Below are 17,983 nucleotides of genomic sequence, written 5' to 3'. Positions count from 1 at the left end.
TGTTCGGCCGACCCAGATGTCCGGCCAGATTTGCGGGTTCGATGGTTGAATTGTCGACGACAAAGGACGGGGTCGCCAACCAGGCGGAGGCGTCCGATCGCGTCCTGCAGATCCTGAGCGAGGCCGGGCGTCTGTTCGCCACCAAGGGCTATGACGGCACCTCGATGCGCGACATCGCGGTGGCCTGCGGCATTTCGAAGTCGCTGCTGTATCATCACTTCTCCAACAAGGATGAGATCTACGCGCGCGTCGCTGTCGGCTCCACGCTCGAATTGTACCTGTTCGTGCGCGACCGGATTCCCGACGGTCCGCCGTCGCAGAAGATCCGAGCCTTCATGGTTGCGACGGCGGAATATTTCCGGCGCTATCGCTGGGCCTGGATCGCGTCGACGACCGCCTTCTGGAACGATCCCGATCGCCACCGGCAGAAGGAGCGGATGACGCGCCGCGACCGGTTCGAGCACTTTCTGCGCGGATTGATCCAGGAAGCGATCGACGCCGGCGAGATCCGCAAGCTCGATGTTGCCATGACGGGGCGGCTGATCCTGTCGTCGCTGAATTGGATGCATCGCTGGTACAATCCCAATAAATCGGCAACACCCGAGCAGATCGCCGACATCTTTTTTGACATGGTATTCAACGGCCTTCGGACCGACGGTCCTGCGAGGCCGCCAACCATCGAGCCGCCGAAGTCGCCCCGGCGAAAGCCGCGCTAGAGGCGCCTGCCTTCAATCGAGCGCAATGTGCTGCGCCGTGATGACCGGTCCCCACAGGGCGGCATCCTTGCTCAGCTGGGAGTCGAGCAATTGAGGCGGCCCGAGATCGGCCTGCAGGCCGTCGATGGCGAGCTGCCTGGCGATCTCCGGCTTTTGCATCGCCGCGTTGGCGGCGGCGTTCAGCCGGTCGATCGCCTCGCGCGGTGTGCCAGCGGGCGCGTGCAGCGCAGTCCAGAACGATGCCGAAAGCTCGGGATAGCCTGACTCGGCAAAGGTCGGGATATCAGGCAGGTTTGGCATGCGCTGGTCGGAGGAAACGGCGAGCAAGCGGAGCTTGCCGGCCTTGACGTGCTCGATCACGGCAGCCGGCGTCGCAAAGTTGAGGTCGCACTCGCCCGACAGCAGTTCCATCACCGAGGCCGGATTGTTGCGATAGGCGACGTCGGTAACTGCAAAGCCCATCGATTTCCCCATCATGATCCCAAACAGGTGCGTCACGCTGCCCGGTCCCAGCGTGGCATAGAACATCGGCTTGTCGCGACCCTTGGCGTAACCGACAAAACTTTTCATATCGGTGACCGGCATCTTCGCGTTCACGGTCAGCGACAGCGGGCCATTGCAGAACATGGCGACGGATGCGAAATCCGCAAGCTTGTACGGCAAGTTCTTGCGCAGCAGCACGTTGAGCGAGATCGGACCAGTGCCGCCGGCGAGGAGCACCGAACCATCCTTGGCCGCACGCGCCACATATTGCGATCCGACGATGCCGTTCGCACCTGGCTTGTTGTCGACCAGCACGGGCTGATCGAGCGCCTCCGACATGCCCTTGGCGATCGCGCGCATCAGGCTGTCGATCGAGCCGCCGCTCGCGTAGGGCACGATGATGAAGACGGTCTGTGACGAGCGCGCGCTGACGATCGCAGGTGCAGCAAATGGCGCAACGATAGCGCTGGCCATGAGCGTTGCGGCCTGACGTCGGCTGATAGGTGCCACGGCGGTTCCTCCTTCATTTGATTTGATCGAAATCTACGGCCCGACCGATCGGTCAGTCAACAGGTCAAACGTCTCAGCTGTTGCAAGACGGTGAGCTTGGTGCTATCAGCGCATCGACTGACCGATCGGTCAGGTGGCTTGAAGCTACCGTCCGAGGTCGCGGAAACAAGATCAAGCAAGCGCCAGGAGGAAGCCATGTCCGATGACATCGTGACGCTCGAAGTATCCGACCACATCGCAATCGTAACGCTGAACCGTCCTCCGGTGAACGCGCTCAACCGCGCGATGCGCGATCGCATCGTCGCGGTGTTCGACCAGATTTCGGAGCGCAGCGATGTTCGCGTGGCGATCCTCACCGGCAACGGCAAGGTGTTTTGCAGCGGCGCCGATCTCAAGGACCGTCCAGACCCGGCCAAGGTCGGTGCATTCCATGATCACAACCGCATCACCCGCGAGACCGGCAACTGCATTCGCGAGTGCTCCAAGCCGGTGATCGCAGCGATCAACGGCGTCGCGCTCGGCGCCGGTCTCGGTCTGATGGCATCGTGCGACATCTTCTACGCGTCCGAAGAGGCTGTGTTCGGCATGCCCGAGATCAATGTTGGCCTCGCCGGCGGTGCGGCGATGCTCAACACTTTGTTCGGCCGTTCGCTGATGCGTCGGATGTTCTTCACCGGCGTTCGGATTTCCGCGGCCGAGCTCTATCGCCTTGGCATCGTCGAGGCCTGTACTAGCAAGGAAGATCTCATTCCCGAAGCAATGAAGATCGCGCGTGAGATCGCAGCCAAGAGCCCGATTGCGATGGAGTACGCCAAGAATGCGGCCAACATGGTCGAGCTGATGCCGCCGCGCGATGCTTATCGCTTCGAGCAGAACATCACGATGGCGCTGTCGAAGACCGAGGATGCCAAGGAAGCGCGCATGGCGTTCCTTGAGAAGCGCGCGCCGGTGTTCAAGGGGCGCTGACGATGCGGCCGGGAGAGGGTCTCGACGCGCTGATGGCGCCGCGCTCGATCGCGATCATCGGCGCGTCGCAGGATGCGACCAAGATCGGCGGCCGACCGGTGGACCTGTTGCGCCGCTACGGCTACGCGGGCAAGATCTATCCGGTCAACCCAAAAGCCGCGATGGTGCAGGGGCTGCAGGCCTATGCGTCGGTAGGCGCGCTACCCGAGGCGCCCGATCTCGCCGTCATCGCCGTCGATGCCGAGCGGGCGCCCGAAGCGATCGAGCAGTGCGCCGATCGCGGTGTCCGCAGCGTCGTCGTGTTCTCTTCCGGTTTTGCCGAGCTTGGCGAAGACGGGCGCGCGATGCAGGATCGGCTTCGCACGGCTGCGCGACGCACCGGCATGCGGCTGCTCGGCCCGAATTGCCTCGGCGCGGTCAGTATTCCCGAAAAGGCCATCGCGACATTCTCGATCGTGCTCGAACACAGCATGCCGGCGGCCGGCTCGCTCGGCATCGTTTCGCAGAGCGGCAATCTCGGCAGCTACACCTTGCGCATGGCGAGCGATCGCGGCGCCGGCATCAGCCGTTTCATGACCACCGGCAATGAGTGCGACATCGATATCGCCGACGGTATTGCCTGGCTGGCCCGCGATCCCGCGACCAAAGTCATTCTTTGCTGCTTCGAGGCCTGCCGTGATGCCGGCCGGCTCATCGCCGCACTGACCGAGGCGCGCGATGCCGGCAAGCCGGTCATTGCGCTGAAAGTCGGCACCTCAGAGGCCGGGCAAGCCGCGGCGGCTTCCCATACTGGTGCCATGGCGGGATCGGATGCGGTGTTTGATGCGCTATTGGCGCGCTACGGCGCCGTACGGGTGCGGAGCATCGAGGAGCTGATTGATCTCGGTCATGCCGCCTCCATCCTGTTGCCGGATCGGTTGCCAAAGGGGCGGCGTCTTGCGGTCGTGACGGCATCGGGCGGTTTTGGCGTGCTGCTGGCGGATGCCGCGCAGACGGTCGGCCTGTCGTTGCCGGAACTGAGCGAGGCGACCCAGCGCGCGATCCTCGATCTCGTGCCATTTGCGTCCGCGCGCAATCCGGTCGATGCCACCGCGCAGATGTCCAGCCGGCCCGATATGCTGCAGAAGATTCTGTCGGCTGTCGTGGCCGACGACCGCACCGATGCGATCGTGCTGCCGCTGCCGTTCTCGCTGCACATGCCGCGCCTACGCTCCGCTTACATGGAGACATTGCGCGCCATCCGCGCGCAGTATCCCAATCGTCCCGTCATTCTGTGCGTGGAGGGCCCGCCCGATGCGCTCGCCGAACTGCATGCCATGGGTTATCCCACCATTGCGAGCTTTGACGGCTGCTGCGCCATCGTCGCGGCGCTGGCGCGATTGCAGGCGCTGGCGACCGCACCAAGGGCTGGGAGCCAGCCTGCCGTCGCGAAGGCTGCACCGCTCGCGGCTGATGCGTTCCGCCATGAGCTCGGCGCCAAGCGCGCGCTGGCGGAGGCCGGCATCCCCGTGCTGGCCGAGCAGCTGGTATCTGACGCCGAGGCAGCCGCGCGTGCAGCGCGCGAGATCGGTTTCCCGGTCGTCTTGAAAATCGCCTCGCCCGATCTGCCGCACAAGACGGAGGTGGGTGGCGTTGTCGTGGGTCTTCGCTCCGAGGAAGAGGTGCGGCAGGCCCATGCCCGGATGCTGGCGCGTGTTGCGGAGAAGGCGCCACGCGCGGTGATCGACGGCACGATCGTTGCTCCCATGGCGCATGGCCTGTCCGAGTTGATCCTCGGTAGCCGGATCGATCCCGTGTTCGGGCCGGTCGTGATGGTCGGCCTGGGGGGCATCTTTGCCGAGATCGTACAGGACACCGCCGTGCAGATGGCGCCGGTGAACGAGACGGAAGCAATGGCGATGCTGAGGTCGCTGAAGGCGTTCGCCGTTCTCGACGGCGCACGCGGGCGGCGTCGCACCGACCTCGAGGCCGCAGCGCAAACGATCGCGGCGCTCTCGCGTTTCGCCGTCGCGCATGCCGATTCCGTGTCGGAAATCGACATCAATCCGCTGCTGCTGAAAGCGGACGGCGAGGGCGCCGTCGCGCTCGATGCGCTGCTGATTCCACACGCGGGCAAGGCAACGCAACACCACTGAACACAACAAGAAGAACCGCGAAGTCGGCTCAATGATTGCTGGGAGGATTTTGTGATGAAGCTCAATACCCGTCTCCTCGAAATCGCCGTGATGCTGGGAGCTTTGCTGATGCTGGCGACGCCGCTGCGCGCCCAAGGCGTGTCCGGCGATGTGATCAAGATCGGCATCATGAATGACCAGAATGGTCCGTATGCCGACAATTGCGGCCCCGGTGCGGTGGCCGCGGCAAAGCTCGCGGTCAGCGACTTCGGTGGTGCGGTCAACGGCAAGAAGATCGAGCTCGTTGTCGCCGACGACCAGAACAAGCCGGACATCGGCGTTGCGGTGGCACTGCGCTGGCTCGACAATGAGGGTGTCGATGCCATCGTCGGCTGCTCGGCCTCGTCGATTGCCCTCGGCGTGCAGGACATCATGAAGGCGCGGAAGAAGCCCTACATGCTGGCGGGGACAGCAGGTTCGTTCTTCACCAACGACAAGTGCTCGCCGATGACCACGCAATGGATGGTCGACACCTATGCGCAGCCGAAGGCCACCGTGAAGGCGCTGCTGTCCCAGGGCGTCGACACCTGGTTCTTCCTGACCGTCGACTACGCCTTCGGCAAAGGATGGCAGGCCGACGCCACCAACTTCATCAAGGCCGGCGGCGGCAAGGTCGTGGGATCGGTGCTGCATCCGCTGAACTCGTCGGACTTCTCCTCGTTCCTGCTGACGGCGCAGGCGAGCGGCGCCAGGGCGATCGCGCTCGCCAATTCTGGTTCTGACTTCGGCAATGCCATCAAGCAGGCCCAGGAGTTCGGCCTGTCGCAGAAGCAGCTGCTGGTGCCGCTTGGACTTATGATCAGCCAGACCCACGGCATCGGTCTGCGCGACCTGCAGAACGTGCGCCTGACCACGCCGTTCTACTGGGACGTGACGCCGGAGACGCGGGCCTTCGCCAAGCGTTTCACCGAGGCGTCCGGCGGGCAAATTTTGAACGAGGCCAAGTCCGCCACCTACAGCGCCATCACGCATTACCTGAAGGCCGTCGCAGCGACTGGAATGGATGATGGCGAAGCCGTGATGAAGCAGATGAAGAACACGCCGATCAACGACTTCGAAATGAAGGATATCAGCATTCGCGCCGACGGGCAGGTGATGCGTCCGCTCTATGTGGCCCGCATCAAGACGCCGCCCGAGTCCAAATACGCCTTCGACTATTACGAGATCACGGGGACGATTGCCCCCGAGGACGCATGGCGTCCGGCCTCGGAGAGCGCGTGCGATCTGCTCAAGTCGCAGTGATCGGAAAGAATGGGCGTCCGGCCGATGCATGGCTGGCGCCCGATGGTGTAGCCAAAGCGAGACATCCACGATGACAGTCATTGAAACAGAGCCGCCGGTAACCGCCACGGCCGGAGAATTATCCGGCGAGGCCTATCGGGTGGCGATGCGTCGCTGGCTGCGCGCCAATCTGCCGGCGAGCTTTCGCGGTGACAGCGCGGCGTTCTCGGCGCCCGGCCTGCAAGAGCAGATCGCCTGGGAAGCGGCGATGTATCGCGCCGGCCTGGCCGGCATCACTTGGCCAAAAGCGTATGGCGGGCACGGTCGCACCTTGCGCGAGCACCTGATCGCCAACCAGGAAATCGGCGCGCTCGCGATGCCGGAGAGCGTCAATTCGATCGGCAAGGAGCTTGCCGGTCCGATCATCCTCGCGGTCGGCACTGAGGAGCAGAAGCACCGCTTCCTGCCGGCAATCCTGGAGATGCGCGACATCTGGTGCCAGGGCTTTTCCGAGCCGGAAGCAGGTTCCGATCTGGCGGGCCTGCGGACGCGCGCCATGCGCGATGGTAATATCTGGCGGATCAGCGGGCAGAAGATCTGGACCAGCGGCGCCTATCGCGCCCAGCGCTGCTTGGTGCTGGCGCGTACCGGCCAGCTGGAAGACCGGCATCGCGGCCTCGCCATGTTCGCGGTACGGCTCGATGCCAAGGGCGTGCGCGTGCGGCCGATCAGATCGATCGACGGACGCGAGAGCTTTTGCGAGGTCTTCTTCGACGACGTGGAGGTCTTGCAATCCGATGCGCTCGGCGCGCCCGATGAAGGCTGGAACGCGGCAATCCGCGTGCTCGAGATCGAGCGCGCAACCAACCGCATGTACCGGGCCTGGCGCTTCGAGAACGAGCTGCGTCATCTGATTGCGGCCTGCAAGAGTGATCCGGCGCTGGCGCAGCTGGTTGCGAACCGATGTTACGAGGCCAAGATTGGCGAGGTCGTCGTGGATATCGAGGTGCTGAAGGCGCATGTCGAGACTGCGGTAGAGGCACTCGTCAAGGGTGACAGGATCGGCGCACGCGGCAGTTTGGCAAAACTGCACTGGAGTGAGGCGCACCAGCGTTTTGCCGCGCTCGCGATCGAGCTGTTGGCGCAGGCCTCGTTGCCGCAGCTCCCGGCCGTGCAGGTCGCGCGGCGTCGCTTCGAGGCGATCTATCTGCAGGCGCGCGCCGAGACTATCTACGCCGGCACCACGGAAATTCAGCTCGGCATCATTGCCGACAGGATCCTGCAGCTCTCGAAAGGCAAGTGATGACGACATTGACCGGCGATGGATTGCAGCCGAGCGAGTTCGCGGTCACCGCGGCACGAGCCGTGGCGGATTGCGCGGCGTTGGGGCCGCGGGACCAAGCGAAACACCTCGCCGACGATGGATTGCTCGGGGTGCTTGCCTCGCAGGACGTCGGCGGGCTCGACCTGCCACTGGCCTTTGCGGTTCCGGTAGTGACCGCCGCCGGCTCGGGCCTGCTCGGCTTTCCGCTGATGGAAGCACTGCTGCTGTCGCGTGCCCTGCAGGACGCGCTGCCGCGCGTGGCGGAGGCGATCGTGTCCGGCGGGATGCTGGCGACTATCGCTTGGCAGGGCACCCTGAGTGCCGAGCGCGAGGGTGAATCTGTGGTGCTCAATGGCTGGGTTGCGCGCGCGGCCTGCGCCCGCGACGCCGACTGCATCCTGGTACGGATTGGCACGGCCGCGGCGGCGCTGGTTCCGACTGACAGCGAAGGAGTCGTTGTCGAGGGCGCGGCAGGGCTGGATTTGACCGTGCCCGAGCACTCCGTTCGCTTGCAGGGCGTCACCATACCGGCCGCAAGTGTCTTGCCTGACAGCACTTGGGCTCTCTTAAGCTCCGATGCCAACGTGCTGCGTGCCGCCGCCATTCTCGGCTCGGCCGAGACGTGCCTCGCACTCGCACAAGAGCACGTTTCGACGCGCCGCCAGTTCGGCCGCGCGCTATCCTACAATCAGGCGCTGCGGCATTCGCTGGCGCGGCAGAAGCTGGCGCTCGAAGGCATCAGGCATGCGATCACCCGTAGCGTCGAAGACGAGTCCGGTCCGCTCGAACGCGACGCCGTGTTTCTCGCTGCAGCCGCCTATGGCTGTGCAATCAGCGAAGGTGCGCTGCAGGTTCACGGCGGCATGGGATTCACGTGGGATGTGCCGGTGCATCGACATCTGCGTCGCGTCCGCGCCTTACAGGCGCAAGGCGATGCCAGCGGAAGCCTGGCCGCGCTCGGCCGCCGTACCATTGCCGCAATAGCTCCGGCGTCCGATCTCGCCGTGTCGGGATAAGAAAGGAAGACCGCAATGACTGATGCCAAGGACAAGCCCCTCGCTGGCCGTGCTGCGCTGGTCACCGGGGCCGGAAACGGAATCGGACGCGCGACCGCTCTTCTGCTGGCCTCGCGCGGCGCGATCGTCGGCGTCAACGACCTCAAGCCCGAGTTCGTCGCCGGGACCGTCGATGCGATCAAGGCGGCCGGCGGCGAGGCCGTCGCAATCACGCAGGATGTCGCGAGCCGCGACGGCATGCGGACGGCGGTGCTCGGCTTTGCCGAAGGGCAGGGCCGGCTCGATATCCTCGTCAACAATGCGGCCTGGGTTCGCTACCAGTCGGTGGCCGACATCGCGCCCGAGACCGTCGACCGCATGCTCAATATCGGCTTCAAGGCGATCATCTGGGGCATTCAGGCCGCGGCTGAGGTGATGGATGCCGAGCGCGGTGGCGCAATCGTCAATGTCGCCTCCGTCGCCGGATTGATCTCGGCGAAGAACAGCATCGTGTATAGCGGCATCAAGGCCGGCGTGATGGGGATTACGCGCGCCGCGGCAGCCGAGCTTGGCGAGCGCAAGATCCGGGTGAACGCGGTGGCACCGTCTGCCATTCCGACTGAAGGGACGATGCGTAACCGCAACGCCGAACTCGACGCGCGTCGGATCGCGCGCACGCCGCTCGGACGGCTCGGCACAGTGGACGATATTGCCAAGGCAATCGCTTTCCTCGCCGGCGACGACAGCGGCTTCATATCGGCGCAGGTGCTGACGGTCGACGGCGGGATTGTCTTCACCAGCATCGCCTAAGGGCCACCGAGGCCGCTGCAGGATACGCCATATGATTCTCACCGCAGAAGAGCAGGCGCTGAAGCAGCAATTCATTCGCGCCCGCGGTTACTGGCGGCCGTGGACGGAGGGGCTGCTGCGGTTCGATCCGGCATTTCTTGCCACCTATGCCCGCTATGGCGCCTATCCCGCTGAAACCGGCCCGCTGTCGCGCAAGATGTGCGAATTGATCTATGTGGCGCTGGACGGATCGGCGACGCATCTGTTTCGCTCCGGGCTCGCGCTGCACATGCAGCTGGCCCTCGAGCACGGCGCGACCACGCAGGAGATCGTCGACGTGCTGCGGTTGGCCACGGCGCAGGGGCTCGACGGCTGTAATCTCGGCATCGGCATTCTCGCCGAGGAACTGGCGCTGGCGGGGCTGGATTCGGACCAGGCTCCGCTGTCGCGCGAGCAGACGGCGCTTCGCGACGCCTATGTCGCACAATTCGCCGATTGGCCGGACTTCTGCGATCTCTGGCTGCGCGCCGATCCCGGCTATTTCGCGGTGATGCTCGACCTGCTGACGGCGGGCGACAAGTCCGGCGGTCTCGATCAGCGCTCGCGCAGCCTGATCTCGCTGGCCCTGAACGGATGTTTTACAGCGCTCAATCCACACGGCCTTCGCCTGCAGATCAGGCGCGCGTTGCGGCTCGGGATCGACAAGCGGGAGATCCTTCAGGTTCTGCAGATGACGGCGCATCTGGGCGTGCATGCCTGCGCAATCGGGGTGCCGATTCTGATGGAAGCGATCGGTCCGCCGGCAGGCAAGTCGTCTTCCGTCGACGTAGCGGGATAGCAGGAAGGTCGACGACGATGGCGAGGCCAACCATCAGAAATCAGCGTGCCTTTGCGTCGGGCGCATTGTTTCTTGCCTTTGCGATCTTCTTCTTCGTGATGGCACTGAATTATCCGGCCGGCACAGCGGCGCGGATGGGGCCCGGCTATTTTCCGCGGCTGCTGGCGATCGTGCTTGCGGCCATCGGGCTCGCGGTGATGCTGGGTGCCGTGCTGAGGACGGCAGAGCGGCAGAGGTTGCGGAGTTGGGACGTAAAGGGCCTTGCTTGGGTCACGGGCTCGGTGATTCTGTTTGCGCTTCTGCTGTTTCCGATCGGTCTGATCGGTGCGCTGCTGGTCCTGATCGTGGTGTCGAGCAGGGCTAGTCCCGAGTTTGCCTGGAAGGGCGCGTTGGCCAATGCAGCCATCCTGATCGCGCTGTGTCTCCTCGTATTCGTCTATGGCCTCGGGCTGCAGCTGCCGGTGTGGCCGGCGCTGCTCAATTGACGGGCCGTGACGATGGACCTGTTTCATAACCTGGCGATCGGATTCTCCACCGCGGCCCAGCCGGCCAATCTGCTCTACGCCTTCTTCGGCTGCCTGTTGGGGACGCTGATCGGCGTCCTCCCGGGCCTGGGCCCGCTCGCCACCATCGCGATGCTGCTCCCGATCACCTACGCGCTGCAGCCGGATTCGGCCCTGATCATGCTCGCCGGCATCTATTACGGCGCGCAATATGGCGGCTCGACCACCGCCATCGTGGTCAATCTGCCCGGCGAATCCTCCTCTGTCGTCACCACGATAGACGGCTACCAGATGGCCAAGCAGGGCCGGGCGGGTGTCGCGCTCTCGACAGCCGCGATCGGTTCGTTCTTCGCCGGCTGCGTGGCGACACTGGCGCTGGCGGCGCTGGCCGGGCCGCTGACCGCGGCAGCGTTGCTGTTCGGGCCGAAGGAGTTTTTCGCGCTGATGCTCCTCGGCCTCATCCTCGCCTCGGTGCTATCCAGTGGACCCTTCATTGAAGGCATCGGCATGGTCGTACTCGGCATGCTGCTCAGTCTCGTCGGCACCGATCTCAGCACGGGCACGCAGCGCTTCGCGTTCGGCATCCCGCAGCTGTTCGATGGCCTCGATTTCGTGCCGTTGGCGATGGGCATTTTTGGCTTTGCCGAGATCGTGAAGAATCTCGAACAAGACGACAAACTGTCGCTGGTGACGCAAAAGATCACCAATCTGTTTCCGACGCGTGAGGATTTCCGCCGCATGATCCCGGCGGTGCTGCGCGGCACCGCGCTCGGCACGCTGCTCGGCGTGCTGCCGGGCGGCGGTGCGGTGCTGTCGTCGTTTGCCTCCTACACGCTGGAGAAGAAGCTCTCGAAGCACCCCGAACAGTTCGGCAAGGGTGCGATCGAAGGCGTTGCCGGGCCGGAATCGGCCAACAACGCAGGCGCCCAGACCTCCTTCATTCCGCTGCTGACACTTGGCGTGCCCTCCAATGTGGTTATGGCGCTGATGGTCGGTGCGATGAACATCCACAACATCCAGCCCGGTCCGGAGGTCGTGACCAAGAACCCGACCTTGTTCTGGGGCCTGATCGCCTCGATGTGGGTCGGCAATCTGATGCTGCTCGTTCTCAATCTGCCGCTGGTTGGATTGTGGGTCAAACTTCTCACCATTCCCTATCGCTATCTGTTCCCGGCGATCATGGTGTTCTGCTCGATCGGCGTCTATTCGATCAACAGCGGGACCTTCGAGGTGCATGAAGCGGCGGTGTTCTGCGTCTTCGGCTATGTCCTCATTAAGCTGCAGCTGCCGGCCGCGCCACTGCTGCTGGGCCTGGTGCTTGGGCCAGCGATCGAAGAGAACTTCCGCCGCGCCATGGTGCTATCGCGCGGCGATGTCAGCGTGTTCGTGACCTCGCCATTGTCGGCAACGCTGCTGGCCGCAGCCGCAATCGCGATCGTCATGATCATGCTGCCGACGATCCGGTCGCGGCGGGAGGAGGCGCTGCAGGAGTAGGTGCCGTCGCCCGCCCGGCGTCAAACGTCTGTGTCGCTGTCGCCAGCTTTGACCGATCTGGCGGCCTGCCGCAGAACATTCAGGTAGCGGCTGGCGTTTTGCTTGATCCGCTCGGCGACGCCGCCAAGCCCGAGAGCGACGGGTTGATTCTGAATTGTGATTGGGAGCAGGACGCAGATCGTCGCGCCGCCCAGCATCGGGACGTTCTCCGCCGAGCAATGTCCCTTGCCCCGGATCTCCCGAATCCGCCGGATCATGTCCTGAGGCTTGACCCTGTCTGCTGCGTTCGGCGTCGCGATGTTGGCGCGGCGCACAATCGTGTCGAGCTTCTCGTCGGACATCGTCGACATCAACAGCCAGCCGAGCGCGGACTGCGTCAGCGGCCGCAGCGTTCCCTCGTCGACGTGGAAGCGTAGCGGGTGGGTCGACTGGATGATCTTGACGTATTGCAGATACACGTCGTTGGTCGTGCCGATTGAAACGGCTTCGCCCGTTGCGGCGTGCACGTCGCGCATCGCCTCCAGCACGCGGCTGTTGCCGAACAGGGATTTGGGAATCCAGTCGCCCAGTGATGTCACTTTTGGGGTTGGGAAATAGAGTTTCGTCCTGCGGTCGAAATTCAGGTAGCCGAGACCTACCAGGGTCTTGAGCAGGACTGTTGTGCTGGATGCCGGATAGCCCAGCGCCCCGCTGATTTCGGACATCGCACGCGGCTGCCGCTCCCGCATGAAGAATTCGAGAATTTCGATGGCGCGCAGCGCGGATTTCACGGTCGATCCGGCCGCGGAAATCGAAGCGGAGGTCGTCAGCTGCGATGGCAATCGTCCCTCCCTCGGCCCTAGCAAATTCACGGATGTGAAATTCAGCTTCACATATGAACATTTGTTGGTGGCCTCCCACTGCACATGAGATGGTCGCTGCCGTCAAGGGAGGGCCGGTCCGCCGGTGGCGGATCGAGCCGGAGCTTCGAGGCTCGAAAATGACCGTAACGCACGAGAAGATCGCGGAGCTGCTCGACAGGGAGGCCATCCGCGATTGCATCTTCCGCTATTGTCGCGGAGTTGATCGCGCCGATGGAGCCGCGCTCCGCAGCGCCTACTGGCCGGATGCCACCGATCAGCATGGACCATATTCGGGGCCGGTCGAAGGCTTCTTCGACTGGGCCAAGGACATCTTCAAGACCGACGCGCGCAACGTTCATACGGTCGGCAATATCCTGATCGAATTCACCGCGCCCGAAGAAGCTGTTGTCGAGACCTATTTCCTCGCCTTGCAGCGCGGGCCTGCAACAGACGGCGGCGTTCGACAGTTTCTGATCGCCGGCCGGTACTGCGATGTCTTCAAAAAGCGCGATAGCGAATGGCGCGTTGCGCGCCGTGTCGTCGCCTACGACTGGGTGGACGAGCAGGTCGCGGCGACCGAGTCCGAGGCGGTCCGCTTCGGCCTGCGGTTGCCGTTGGGGGCGCGATATCCCGACGATCCCATCTACGATCTGCTCCGCCGGAGCTAGGCGGACACCGACTTGAACGATCCAGTCTTGAGGGAATGCCAATATGAGCCATGCAGATGTGAAGGGACGGCGCCTGGACGTGGTCGTCATCGGCGCGGGATTCGGTGGTCTCTACGCCGTCTATAAGCTACGCGAGATGGGTCTGAACATCGCGGCCTACGAAGCGGGCGGCGATGTCGGCGGCGTGTGGTACTGGAACCGCTATCCGGGCGCGCGCGTCGACCTGCCGAGCATCGACTACAGCTATTCGTTCTCGCCCGAGATCGAGCAGGAATGGACCTGGTCGGAAGAATTCGCCTCGCAGCCGGAGCTCTTGGCCTACTTCAACTTCGTCGCCGATCGCCTCGACCTGCGCAAGCACTACCAGTTCAACACGCGCATCGTGAGCGCCGTCTGGGACGAGACGCGAAAGCTCTGGTCGGTGACGACGGATCGCGGCGAGATGGTCGAAGCGACCTATTGCGTGATGGCGACCGGCCCGCTCTCGGTGCCCAGGGATCCCGAGATCCCCGGCGTCGCGCGCTACGCGGGCGAGTTGTTGCGGGCCGGCCGCTGGCCGCATCATCCCGTCAGCTATGAAGGCAAGCGCGTCGGCGTGATCGGTACCGGATCGACCGGCATTCAGATCGTGCAGGAGGTGGGCCGGCAGGCCGGCGAGCTCTACGTGTTCCAGCGCACGCCGAGCTTCACGATGCCGATGCGCAACCAGAAGCTCGATCCCGACTACGTGGCCGAGGTCAAGCGTAACTATACCGGCATTCGCGAGGCGGCCCGTAACAGCCCGAATGGCGGCGTGCGCCCGTGGACGACGCGGGCCTTCTTCAGTGTGACGCCGTCGCGCCGCCGCGAATTGCTCGAAGACGCCTGGAAGGCCGGAGGGCTGGCCATGCTCGGCACTTTCACGGATCTTCTGAGCAACGAGGAAGCCAACGAGCACGTGGCGGAGTTCGTGCGCGGCAAGATCAACGGCGTCGTCGCCGATCCCGTCACTGCGGAGAGGCTGAAGCCGCGCGGCTATCCGATCTTCGCCCGTCGTCCGTGCCTGGATACAGGCTACTATGAGACCTTCAACCGGCCGAATGTCCACCTGATCGATTGCGTCACCGATCCGATCGTGGAGATCACGGCGCAAGGCGTGCGGACGCAATCGAGTGAAACCGCACTCGACATGCTGATCTTCGCGACCGGCTATGACGGGCTAACGGGAGCGTTGACTGCCTTCGACGTCGTCGGCCGCGACGGCCGGACAGTCAATGAGAAATGGAAGGCAGGAGCACGGTCGTATCTCGGTCTCATGATGGAAGGGTTTCCGAACCTCTTCATGACCACCGGACCCAACGGCCCCGCCGCGCTCGCCAACATCGTCAGGATCAGCGAGAACGACGTCGTCTGGATCGCGCACACGATCACGCATATGGCGGACCAGGGTCTCGACACCATCGAACCAACCAGGCAGGCGGAAGACGAATGGATGGCGCTGGTATTCAAGCTTGCCCAGCGTTCGCTGCTGACCAAGGCGAAGACCTGGTACGTCGGCACCAATGTCAAGGACAAGGCGCAAGGGCTGTCGCTGTTCACGGGCGGCTTTCCAAAATACCGGGAGTATTGTGCCGCCGCGATCGAGGCCGGGTACCGCGACTTCGTGTTCGAGCGCGGACGAACGATGGTCGCGGCCTGACAGCCGCAACCGAGGAGACCGCATGCACGCTGCTTACCGCTTCTGTTCAGCAAACTCCTGCTTGCTGTCGTGGCCGCCGGCGAAGACCAGGAGGCCGGCGATCAGCGGCAGGACGGCAAGGACGAGCAGACCGGTCGAGGTCTGGCCGGTGGCTTCCTTGACCCAGCCGATCAGATACGGCCCGCCGAAGCCGGCGAGATTGCCGATCGAGTTGATCAGCGCGATGGCGCCGGCCGCCGCCGTGCCGGACAGCCAGGCGGTCGGCAGGGTCCAGAACACGCCGAAGCAGCAGAACACCCCGATCGCGGCGACCGTCAGCACCACCATCGTGAGGGTGGGGTCGGTGAGATAGGAGGAGATGCCGAGCGCAACGGCGGTGAGCAGCAGCGGCGCGCCGACATGCATCACGCGCTCGCGGCTCGCATCCGAATGCCGCGCCCACAGGATCATGGCGATGGTGCCGAACAGATAGGGGATCGCGGTGACGAAGCCGGTCTGCGCGTTGGTGAGGCCGAACGCCTTGACGATCTGCGGCAGCCAGAACTGCATGCCATAGAGCGCGCCGACGAAGCCGAAATAGATCAGGCTGAGCGCGATCACCTTCGGCGACGACAGCGCCTGGCCGAGCGAGGGATGCTTCACCGCCTGCTTGGCGGCAATCTCGGAATCGAGCTTGGCCTTGAGCCAGGCTTTCTGCTCGGTCGAGAGCCAATTCGCCTTCTCCGGTCTGTCGGTGAGATAGAACCAGGTGATGAGGCCGAGCAGCACGGAAGGGATGCCCTCGATGATGAACAGCCACTGCCAGCCCTTCAGCCCCATGATGCCGTCGAGCCCGAGCAAGAGGCCCGAGACCGGCGCGCCGATCACGGTCGAGACCGGCACGGCGATGGCGAAGGCGGCGAGGAAGCGGGCGCGGTATTCGGCCGGGTACCAATAGGTCAGATACAGGATGATGCCCGGGAAGAAGCCGGCCTCGGCGACGCCGAGCAGGAAGCGCAGGACATAGAAGCTGGTGACATCGCTGACCAGCGCCATCAGCGCCGAGATGATGCCCCAGGTCACCATGATGCGGGCGATCCAGCGGCTGGCGCCGAATTTCTCCAGCGCGAGGTTGCTCGGCACCTCGAAGATGAAATAGCCGATGAAGAAGATGCCGGCGCCCCAGGAGAAGATCAGCGGCGTGAACTTCAGCTCCGCATTCATGGTCAGCGCGGCGAAGCCGAGATTGACGCGGTCGAGATAGGAGAAGAAATAGGCCAGCACCAGGAACGGAATCAGGCGCCAGGAGATGGCGCGGATGGTCGAGGTCTCGATGCTGCTTCTCGCACCGCTCGCAGCGTCGGCAAAAGTCGTGGTCTGGCTCATGGTTCCCCCCCTATGTTTTAGACATGAATTGCATGGCCTAGTGATCTCAGCGCGGCCTCATGAAAGCCCTCGCTCAGAGTCGGATGGGCATGGATGGTCAGGGCGATGTCCTCGAGGCGCGCGCCCATCTCCAGCGCCAGACTGAACGCCGCTGACAACTCGGCGAGGCCCGGGCCCACGCCCTGAATCCCGAGCAGGACATGATTGTCGGCACGCGCCACGGTGCGGATGAAGCCGTCGTCCCGATCCAGCGTGAGTGCACGACCGCTGGCCTTGAAAGGAAACAGATCGGACTTGACCTCAAGACCCTTGTCCCGCGCCTCGCTTGGTGAGAGGCCGACCATGACGATCTCGGGATCGGTGAAGCAGATCGCGGGAATTGCGACGCGGTCCCAGGCGCGACGGTGGCCTGCGACGATTTCGGCGACCATCTCGCCTTGCGCCATGGCGCGGTGCGCCAGCATCGGCTCGCCCGTGACGTCGCCGATCGCGAATACGCCGCGCATCGAGGTTCGGCATCGATCGTCGATGCGGATGTAGGGGCCGTCCATGTCGAGATCGAGCAACTCGAGGCCGAAGCCTGACGTCGCGGGCTTACGGCCGACCGTGACCAGGATCTTGTCGGCTTCGAGCGTTGTCTGTCCGCCGTCGGCGGTTTCGATCAGAAGCGCCGTGCCTTCCGCGACCAACGCTTTGGCTTTCGCGCTTGTCAGGACTGTAACGCCCAGCGCACGGAGTCGCCTGGCAACGGGGTCGCTCAGCTCGCCGTCATATTGCGGCAGAATGCGCGGTGTGGCCTCGACCACGGTTACGTCGGCGCCGAGTTTGGCAAAGGCCGTGCCGAGTTCGAGGCCGATGTAGCCGCCACCGACGACGATCAGCCGCTTGGGCACCTCGGCAAGCGCCAGGGCATCTGTCGATGAGATGACGCGGCCGCCGAAAGGAAGGGACGGTAGCTCGATCGGCGCCGAACCTGTGGCGATCACGATGGTTTCGGCATGGATCAGCTGAACGCCGTTGGTCGTGTGAACCTCGACGGTCTTGCCGTCGTGAAAGCTCGCGTGTCCGGCCACATATCTGACGCCGGCGCGCTTCAACAGTCCGCTCACGCCGCCATTGAGACGCCGCACGATATCGTCCTTCCAGGCGATGGTTTTGGTGAAGTCGAGTGACGGCTTTAGGGCGGAGATGCCGAGCTGAGCCTTGCCGTCGGCGGCACGTGCGACCGTCTCGTAAGTGTCGGCCGCGTGGATCAGGGCCTTCGAGGGGATGCAGCCGATGTTGAGGCAGGTTCCTCCCGGCTTTTCGGACTCGACGACCACGGTGTCGATGCCGAGCTGGCCCGCCCGGATCGCACAGGTATAGCCGCCGGGGCCCGCGCCTATGACGAGAAGCTTACAGGTGGTGTCGTTCATAG

General features: G+C 64.1%; 16 protein-coding genes. 12 read left to right on the top strand and 4 right to left on the bottom strand.

The features are described 5' to 3' along the window. Positions 1-41 precede the first annotated feature (41 nt). Positions 42-716 carry a TetR/AcrR family transcriptional regulator gene (locus XH85_RS29740; protein WP_128934664.1) on the top strand — a complete coding sequence of 225 codons (675 nt, stop codon included), beginning with the start codon at positions 42-44 and terminating at the stop codon, positions 714-716. A gap of 12 nt (positions 717-728) precedes the next feature. Here XH85_RS29740 and XH85_RS29735 read toward each other — a convergent pair whose 3' ends face one another. Continuing rightward, positions 729-1,709 carry a tripartite tricarboxylate transporter substrate binding protein gene (locus XH85_RS29735; protein ID WP_164939937.1) on the bottom strand — a complete coding sequence of 327 codons (981 nt, stop codon included), beginning with the start codon at positions 1,707-1,709 and terminating at the stop codon, positions 729-731. 195 nt (positions 1,710-1,904) lie between these two features. Between XH85_RS29735 and XH85_RS29730 the strand changes: the two genes are divergently transcribed. The 9 genes from XH85_RS29730 to XH85_RS29690 all read left to right on the top strand — a co-directional run bounded on the left by XH85_RS29730 (position 1,905) and on the right by XH85_RS29690 (position 12,013). Beyond that, positions 1,905-2,675, top strand: coding sequence for an enoyl-CoA hydratase/isomerase family protein (locus XH85_RS29730; RefSeq protein ID WP_128934663.1), 771 nt, complete (start codon positions 1,905-1,907; stop codon positions 2,673-2,675). A 2-nt stretch (positions 2,676-2,677) separates the two neighbouring features. Next, complete coding sequence (locus XH85_RS29725) at positions 2,678-4,810, top strand: acetate--CoA ligase family protein (protein ID WP_128934662.1); 2,133 nt, start codon at positions 2,678-2,680, stop codon at positions 4,808-4,810. Positions 4,811-4,864: 54 nt separating this feature from the next. Next, positions 4,865-6,091, top strand: a complete 1,227-nt coding sequence (locus XH85_RS29720; protein WP_128934661.1) for an ABC transporter substrate-binding protein — start codon at positions 4,865-4,867, stop codon at positions 6,089-6,091. Between the two features lie 70 nt (positions 6,092-6,161). Next, positions 6,162-7,373, top strand: coding sequence for an acyl-CoA dehydrogenase (locus XH85_RS29715; RefSeq protein ID WP_128934660.1), 1,212 nt, complete (start codon positions 6,162-6,164; stop codon positions 7,371-7,373). Beyond that, entirely contained in the window at positions 7,373-8,410 is a 1,038-nt protein-coding gene (locus tag XH85_RS29710; protein ID WP_128934659.1) for an acyl-CoA dehydrogenase family protein, read from the top strand. Before XH85_RS29715 ends, XH85_RS29710 begins: the two co-directional genes overlap by 1 nt. 15 nt (positions 8,411-8,425) lie before the next feature. Beyond that, positions 8,426-9,199, top strand: coding sequence for an SDR family NAD(P)-dependent oxidoreductase (locus XH85_RS29705; protein ID WP_128934658.1), 774 nt, complete (start codon positions 8,426-8,428; stop codon positions 9,197-9,199). Between the two features lie 31 nt (positions 9,200-9,230). Next, positions 9,231-10,016: a carboxymuconolactone decarboxylase family protein gene (locus XH85_RS29700; protein ID WP_128934657.1), complete on the top strand. Its 786-nt coding sequence runs from the start codon at positions 9,231-9,233 to the stop codon at positions 10,014-10,016. A 17-nt stretch (positions 10,017-10,033) separates the two neighbouring features. After that, entirely contained in the window at positions 10,034-10,501 is a 468-nt protein-coding gene (locus XH85_RS29695; protein WP_128934656.1) for a tripartite tricarboxylate transporter TctB family protein, read from the top strand. 12 nt (positions 10,502-10,513) lie between these two features. Next, positions 10,514-12,013, top strand: a complete 1,500-nt coding sequence (locus XH85_RS29690) for a tripartite tricarboxylate transporter permease (protein WP_128934655.1) — start codon at positions 10,514-10,516, stop codon at positions 12,011-12,013. A gap of 20 nt (positions 12,014-12,033) precedes the next feature. On the opposite strand, the gene XH85_RS29685 is transcribed toward XH85_RS29690, so the two are convergent. Then, on the bottom strand, positions 12,034-12,834 hold the full coding sequence (locus XH85_RS29685; RefSeq protein WP_208758059.1) for an IclR family transcriptional regulator: 801 nt from the start codon (positions 12,832-12,834) through the stop codon (positions 12,034-12,036). A 158-nt stretch (positions 12,835-12,992) separates the two neighbouring features. On the opposite strand from XH85_RS29685, the gene XH85_RS29680 reads away from it, so the two are divergent. Both XH85_RS29680 and XH85_RS29675 read left to right on the top strand, forming a co-directional pair. Further along, complete coding sequence (locus XH85_RS29680; protein ID WP_128934654.1) at positions 12,993-13,523, top strand: nuclear transport factor 2 family protein; 531 nt, start codon at positions 12,993-12,995, stop codon at positions 13,521-13,523. Positions 13,524-13,566: 43 nt separating this feature from the next. Beyond that, positions 13,567-15,201, top strand: coding sequence for a flavin-containing monooxygenase (locus tag XH85_RS29675; RefSeq protein ID WP_128934653.1), 1,635 nt, complete (start codon positions 13,567-13,569; stop codon positions 15,199-15,201). Positions 15,202-15,234: 33 nt separating this feature from the next. Here the strand turns inward: XH85_RS29675 and XH85_RS29670 are convergent, their stop codons facing one another. Then, positions 15,235-16,566 (bottom strand): MFS transporter, encoded by a 1,332-nt coding sequence (locus XH85_RS29670; RefSeq protein ID WP_128934652.1) that lies wholly within the window; start codon positions 16,564-16,566, stop codon positions 15,235-15,237. Positions 16,567-16,583: 17 nt separating this feature from the next. Continuing rightward, positions 16,584-17,981 carry a dihydrolipoyl dehydrogenase gene (gene lpdA, locus XH85_RS29665; protein ID WP_128937474.1) on the bottom strand — a complete coding sequence of 466 codons (1,398 nt, stop codon included), beginning with the start codon at positions 17,979-17,981 and terminating at the stop codon, positions 16,584-16,586. Positions 17,982-17,983 lie beyond the last annotated feature (2 nt).

It is taken from the genome of Bradyrhizobium zhanjiangense, assembly GCF_004114935.1.
GTDB classification, from domain to species: domain Bacteria; phylum Pseudomonadota; class Alphaproteobacteria; order Rhizobiales; family Xanthobacteraceae; genus Bradyrhizobium; species Bradyrhizobium zhanjiangense.
Note: the sequence above shows the minus strand (reverse complement) of the source record. Positions and strands in the feature narration are given on the sequence as shown.

Excerpts from the sequence above, each read along its gene's own strand:
- XH85_RS29710 (WP_128934659.1), top strand. The coding sequence starts at position 7,373 with ATGACGACATTGACCGGCGATGGATTGCAGCCGAGCGAGTTCGCGGTC.
- XH85_RS29680 (WP_128934654.1), top strand. The coding sequence starts at position 12,993 with ATGACCGTAACGCACGAGAAGATCGCGGAGCTGCTCGACAGGGAGGCC.
- XH85_RS29705 (WP_128934658.1), top strand. The coding sequence starts at position 8,426 with ATGACTGATGCCAAGGACAAGCCCCTCGCTGGCCGTGCTGCGCTGGTC.
- XH85_RS29690 (WP_128934655.1), top strand. The coding sequence starts at position 10,514 with ATGGACCTGTTTCATAACCTGGCGATCGGATTCTCCACCGCGGCCCAG.
- XH85_RS29695 (WP_128934656.1), top strand. The coding sequence starts at position 10,034 with ATGGCGAGGCCAACCATCAGAAATCAGCGTGCCTTTGCGTCGGGCGCA.
- XH85_RS29740 (WP_128934664.1), top strand. The coding sequence starts at position 42 with ATGGTTGAATTGTCGACGACAAAGGACGGGGTCGCCAACCAGGCGGAG.
- XH85_RS29720 (WP_128934661.1), top strand. The coding sequence starts at position 4,865 with ATGAAGCTCAATACCCGTCTCCTCGAAATCGCCGTGATGCTGGGAGCT.
- lpdA (WP_128937474.1), bottom strand. The coding sequence starts at position 17,981 with ATGAACGACACCACCTGTAAGCTTCTCGTCATAGGCGCGGGCCCCGGC.
- XH85_RS29725 (WP_128934662.1), top strand. The coding sequence starts at position 2,678 with ATGCGGCCGGGAGAGGGTCTCGACGCGCTGATGGCGCCGCGCTCGATC.
- XH85_RS29675 (WP_128934653.1), top strand. The coding sequence starts at position 13,567 with ATGAGCCATGCAGATGTGAAGGGACGGCGCCTGGACGTGGTCGTCATC.
- XH85_RS29670 (WP_128934652.1), bottom strand. The coding sequence starts at position 16,566 with ATGAGCCAGACCACGACTTTTGCCGACGCTGCGAGCGGTGCGAGAAGC.
- XH85_RS29715 (WP_128934660.1), top strand. The coding sequence starts at position 6,162 with ATGACAGTCATTGAAACAGAGCCGCCGGTAACCGCCACGGCCGGAGAA.
- XH85_RS29730 (WP_128934663.1), top strand. The coding sequence starts at position 1,905 with ATGTCCGATGACATCGTGACGCTCGAAGTATCCGACCACATCGCAATC.
- XH85_RS29700 (WP_128934657.1), top strand. The coding sequence starts at position 9,231 with ATGATTCTCACCGCAGAAGAGCAGGCGCTGAAGCAGCAATTCATTCGC.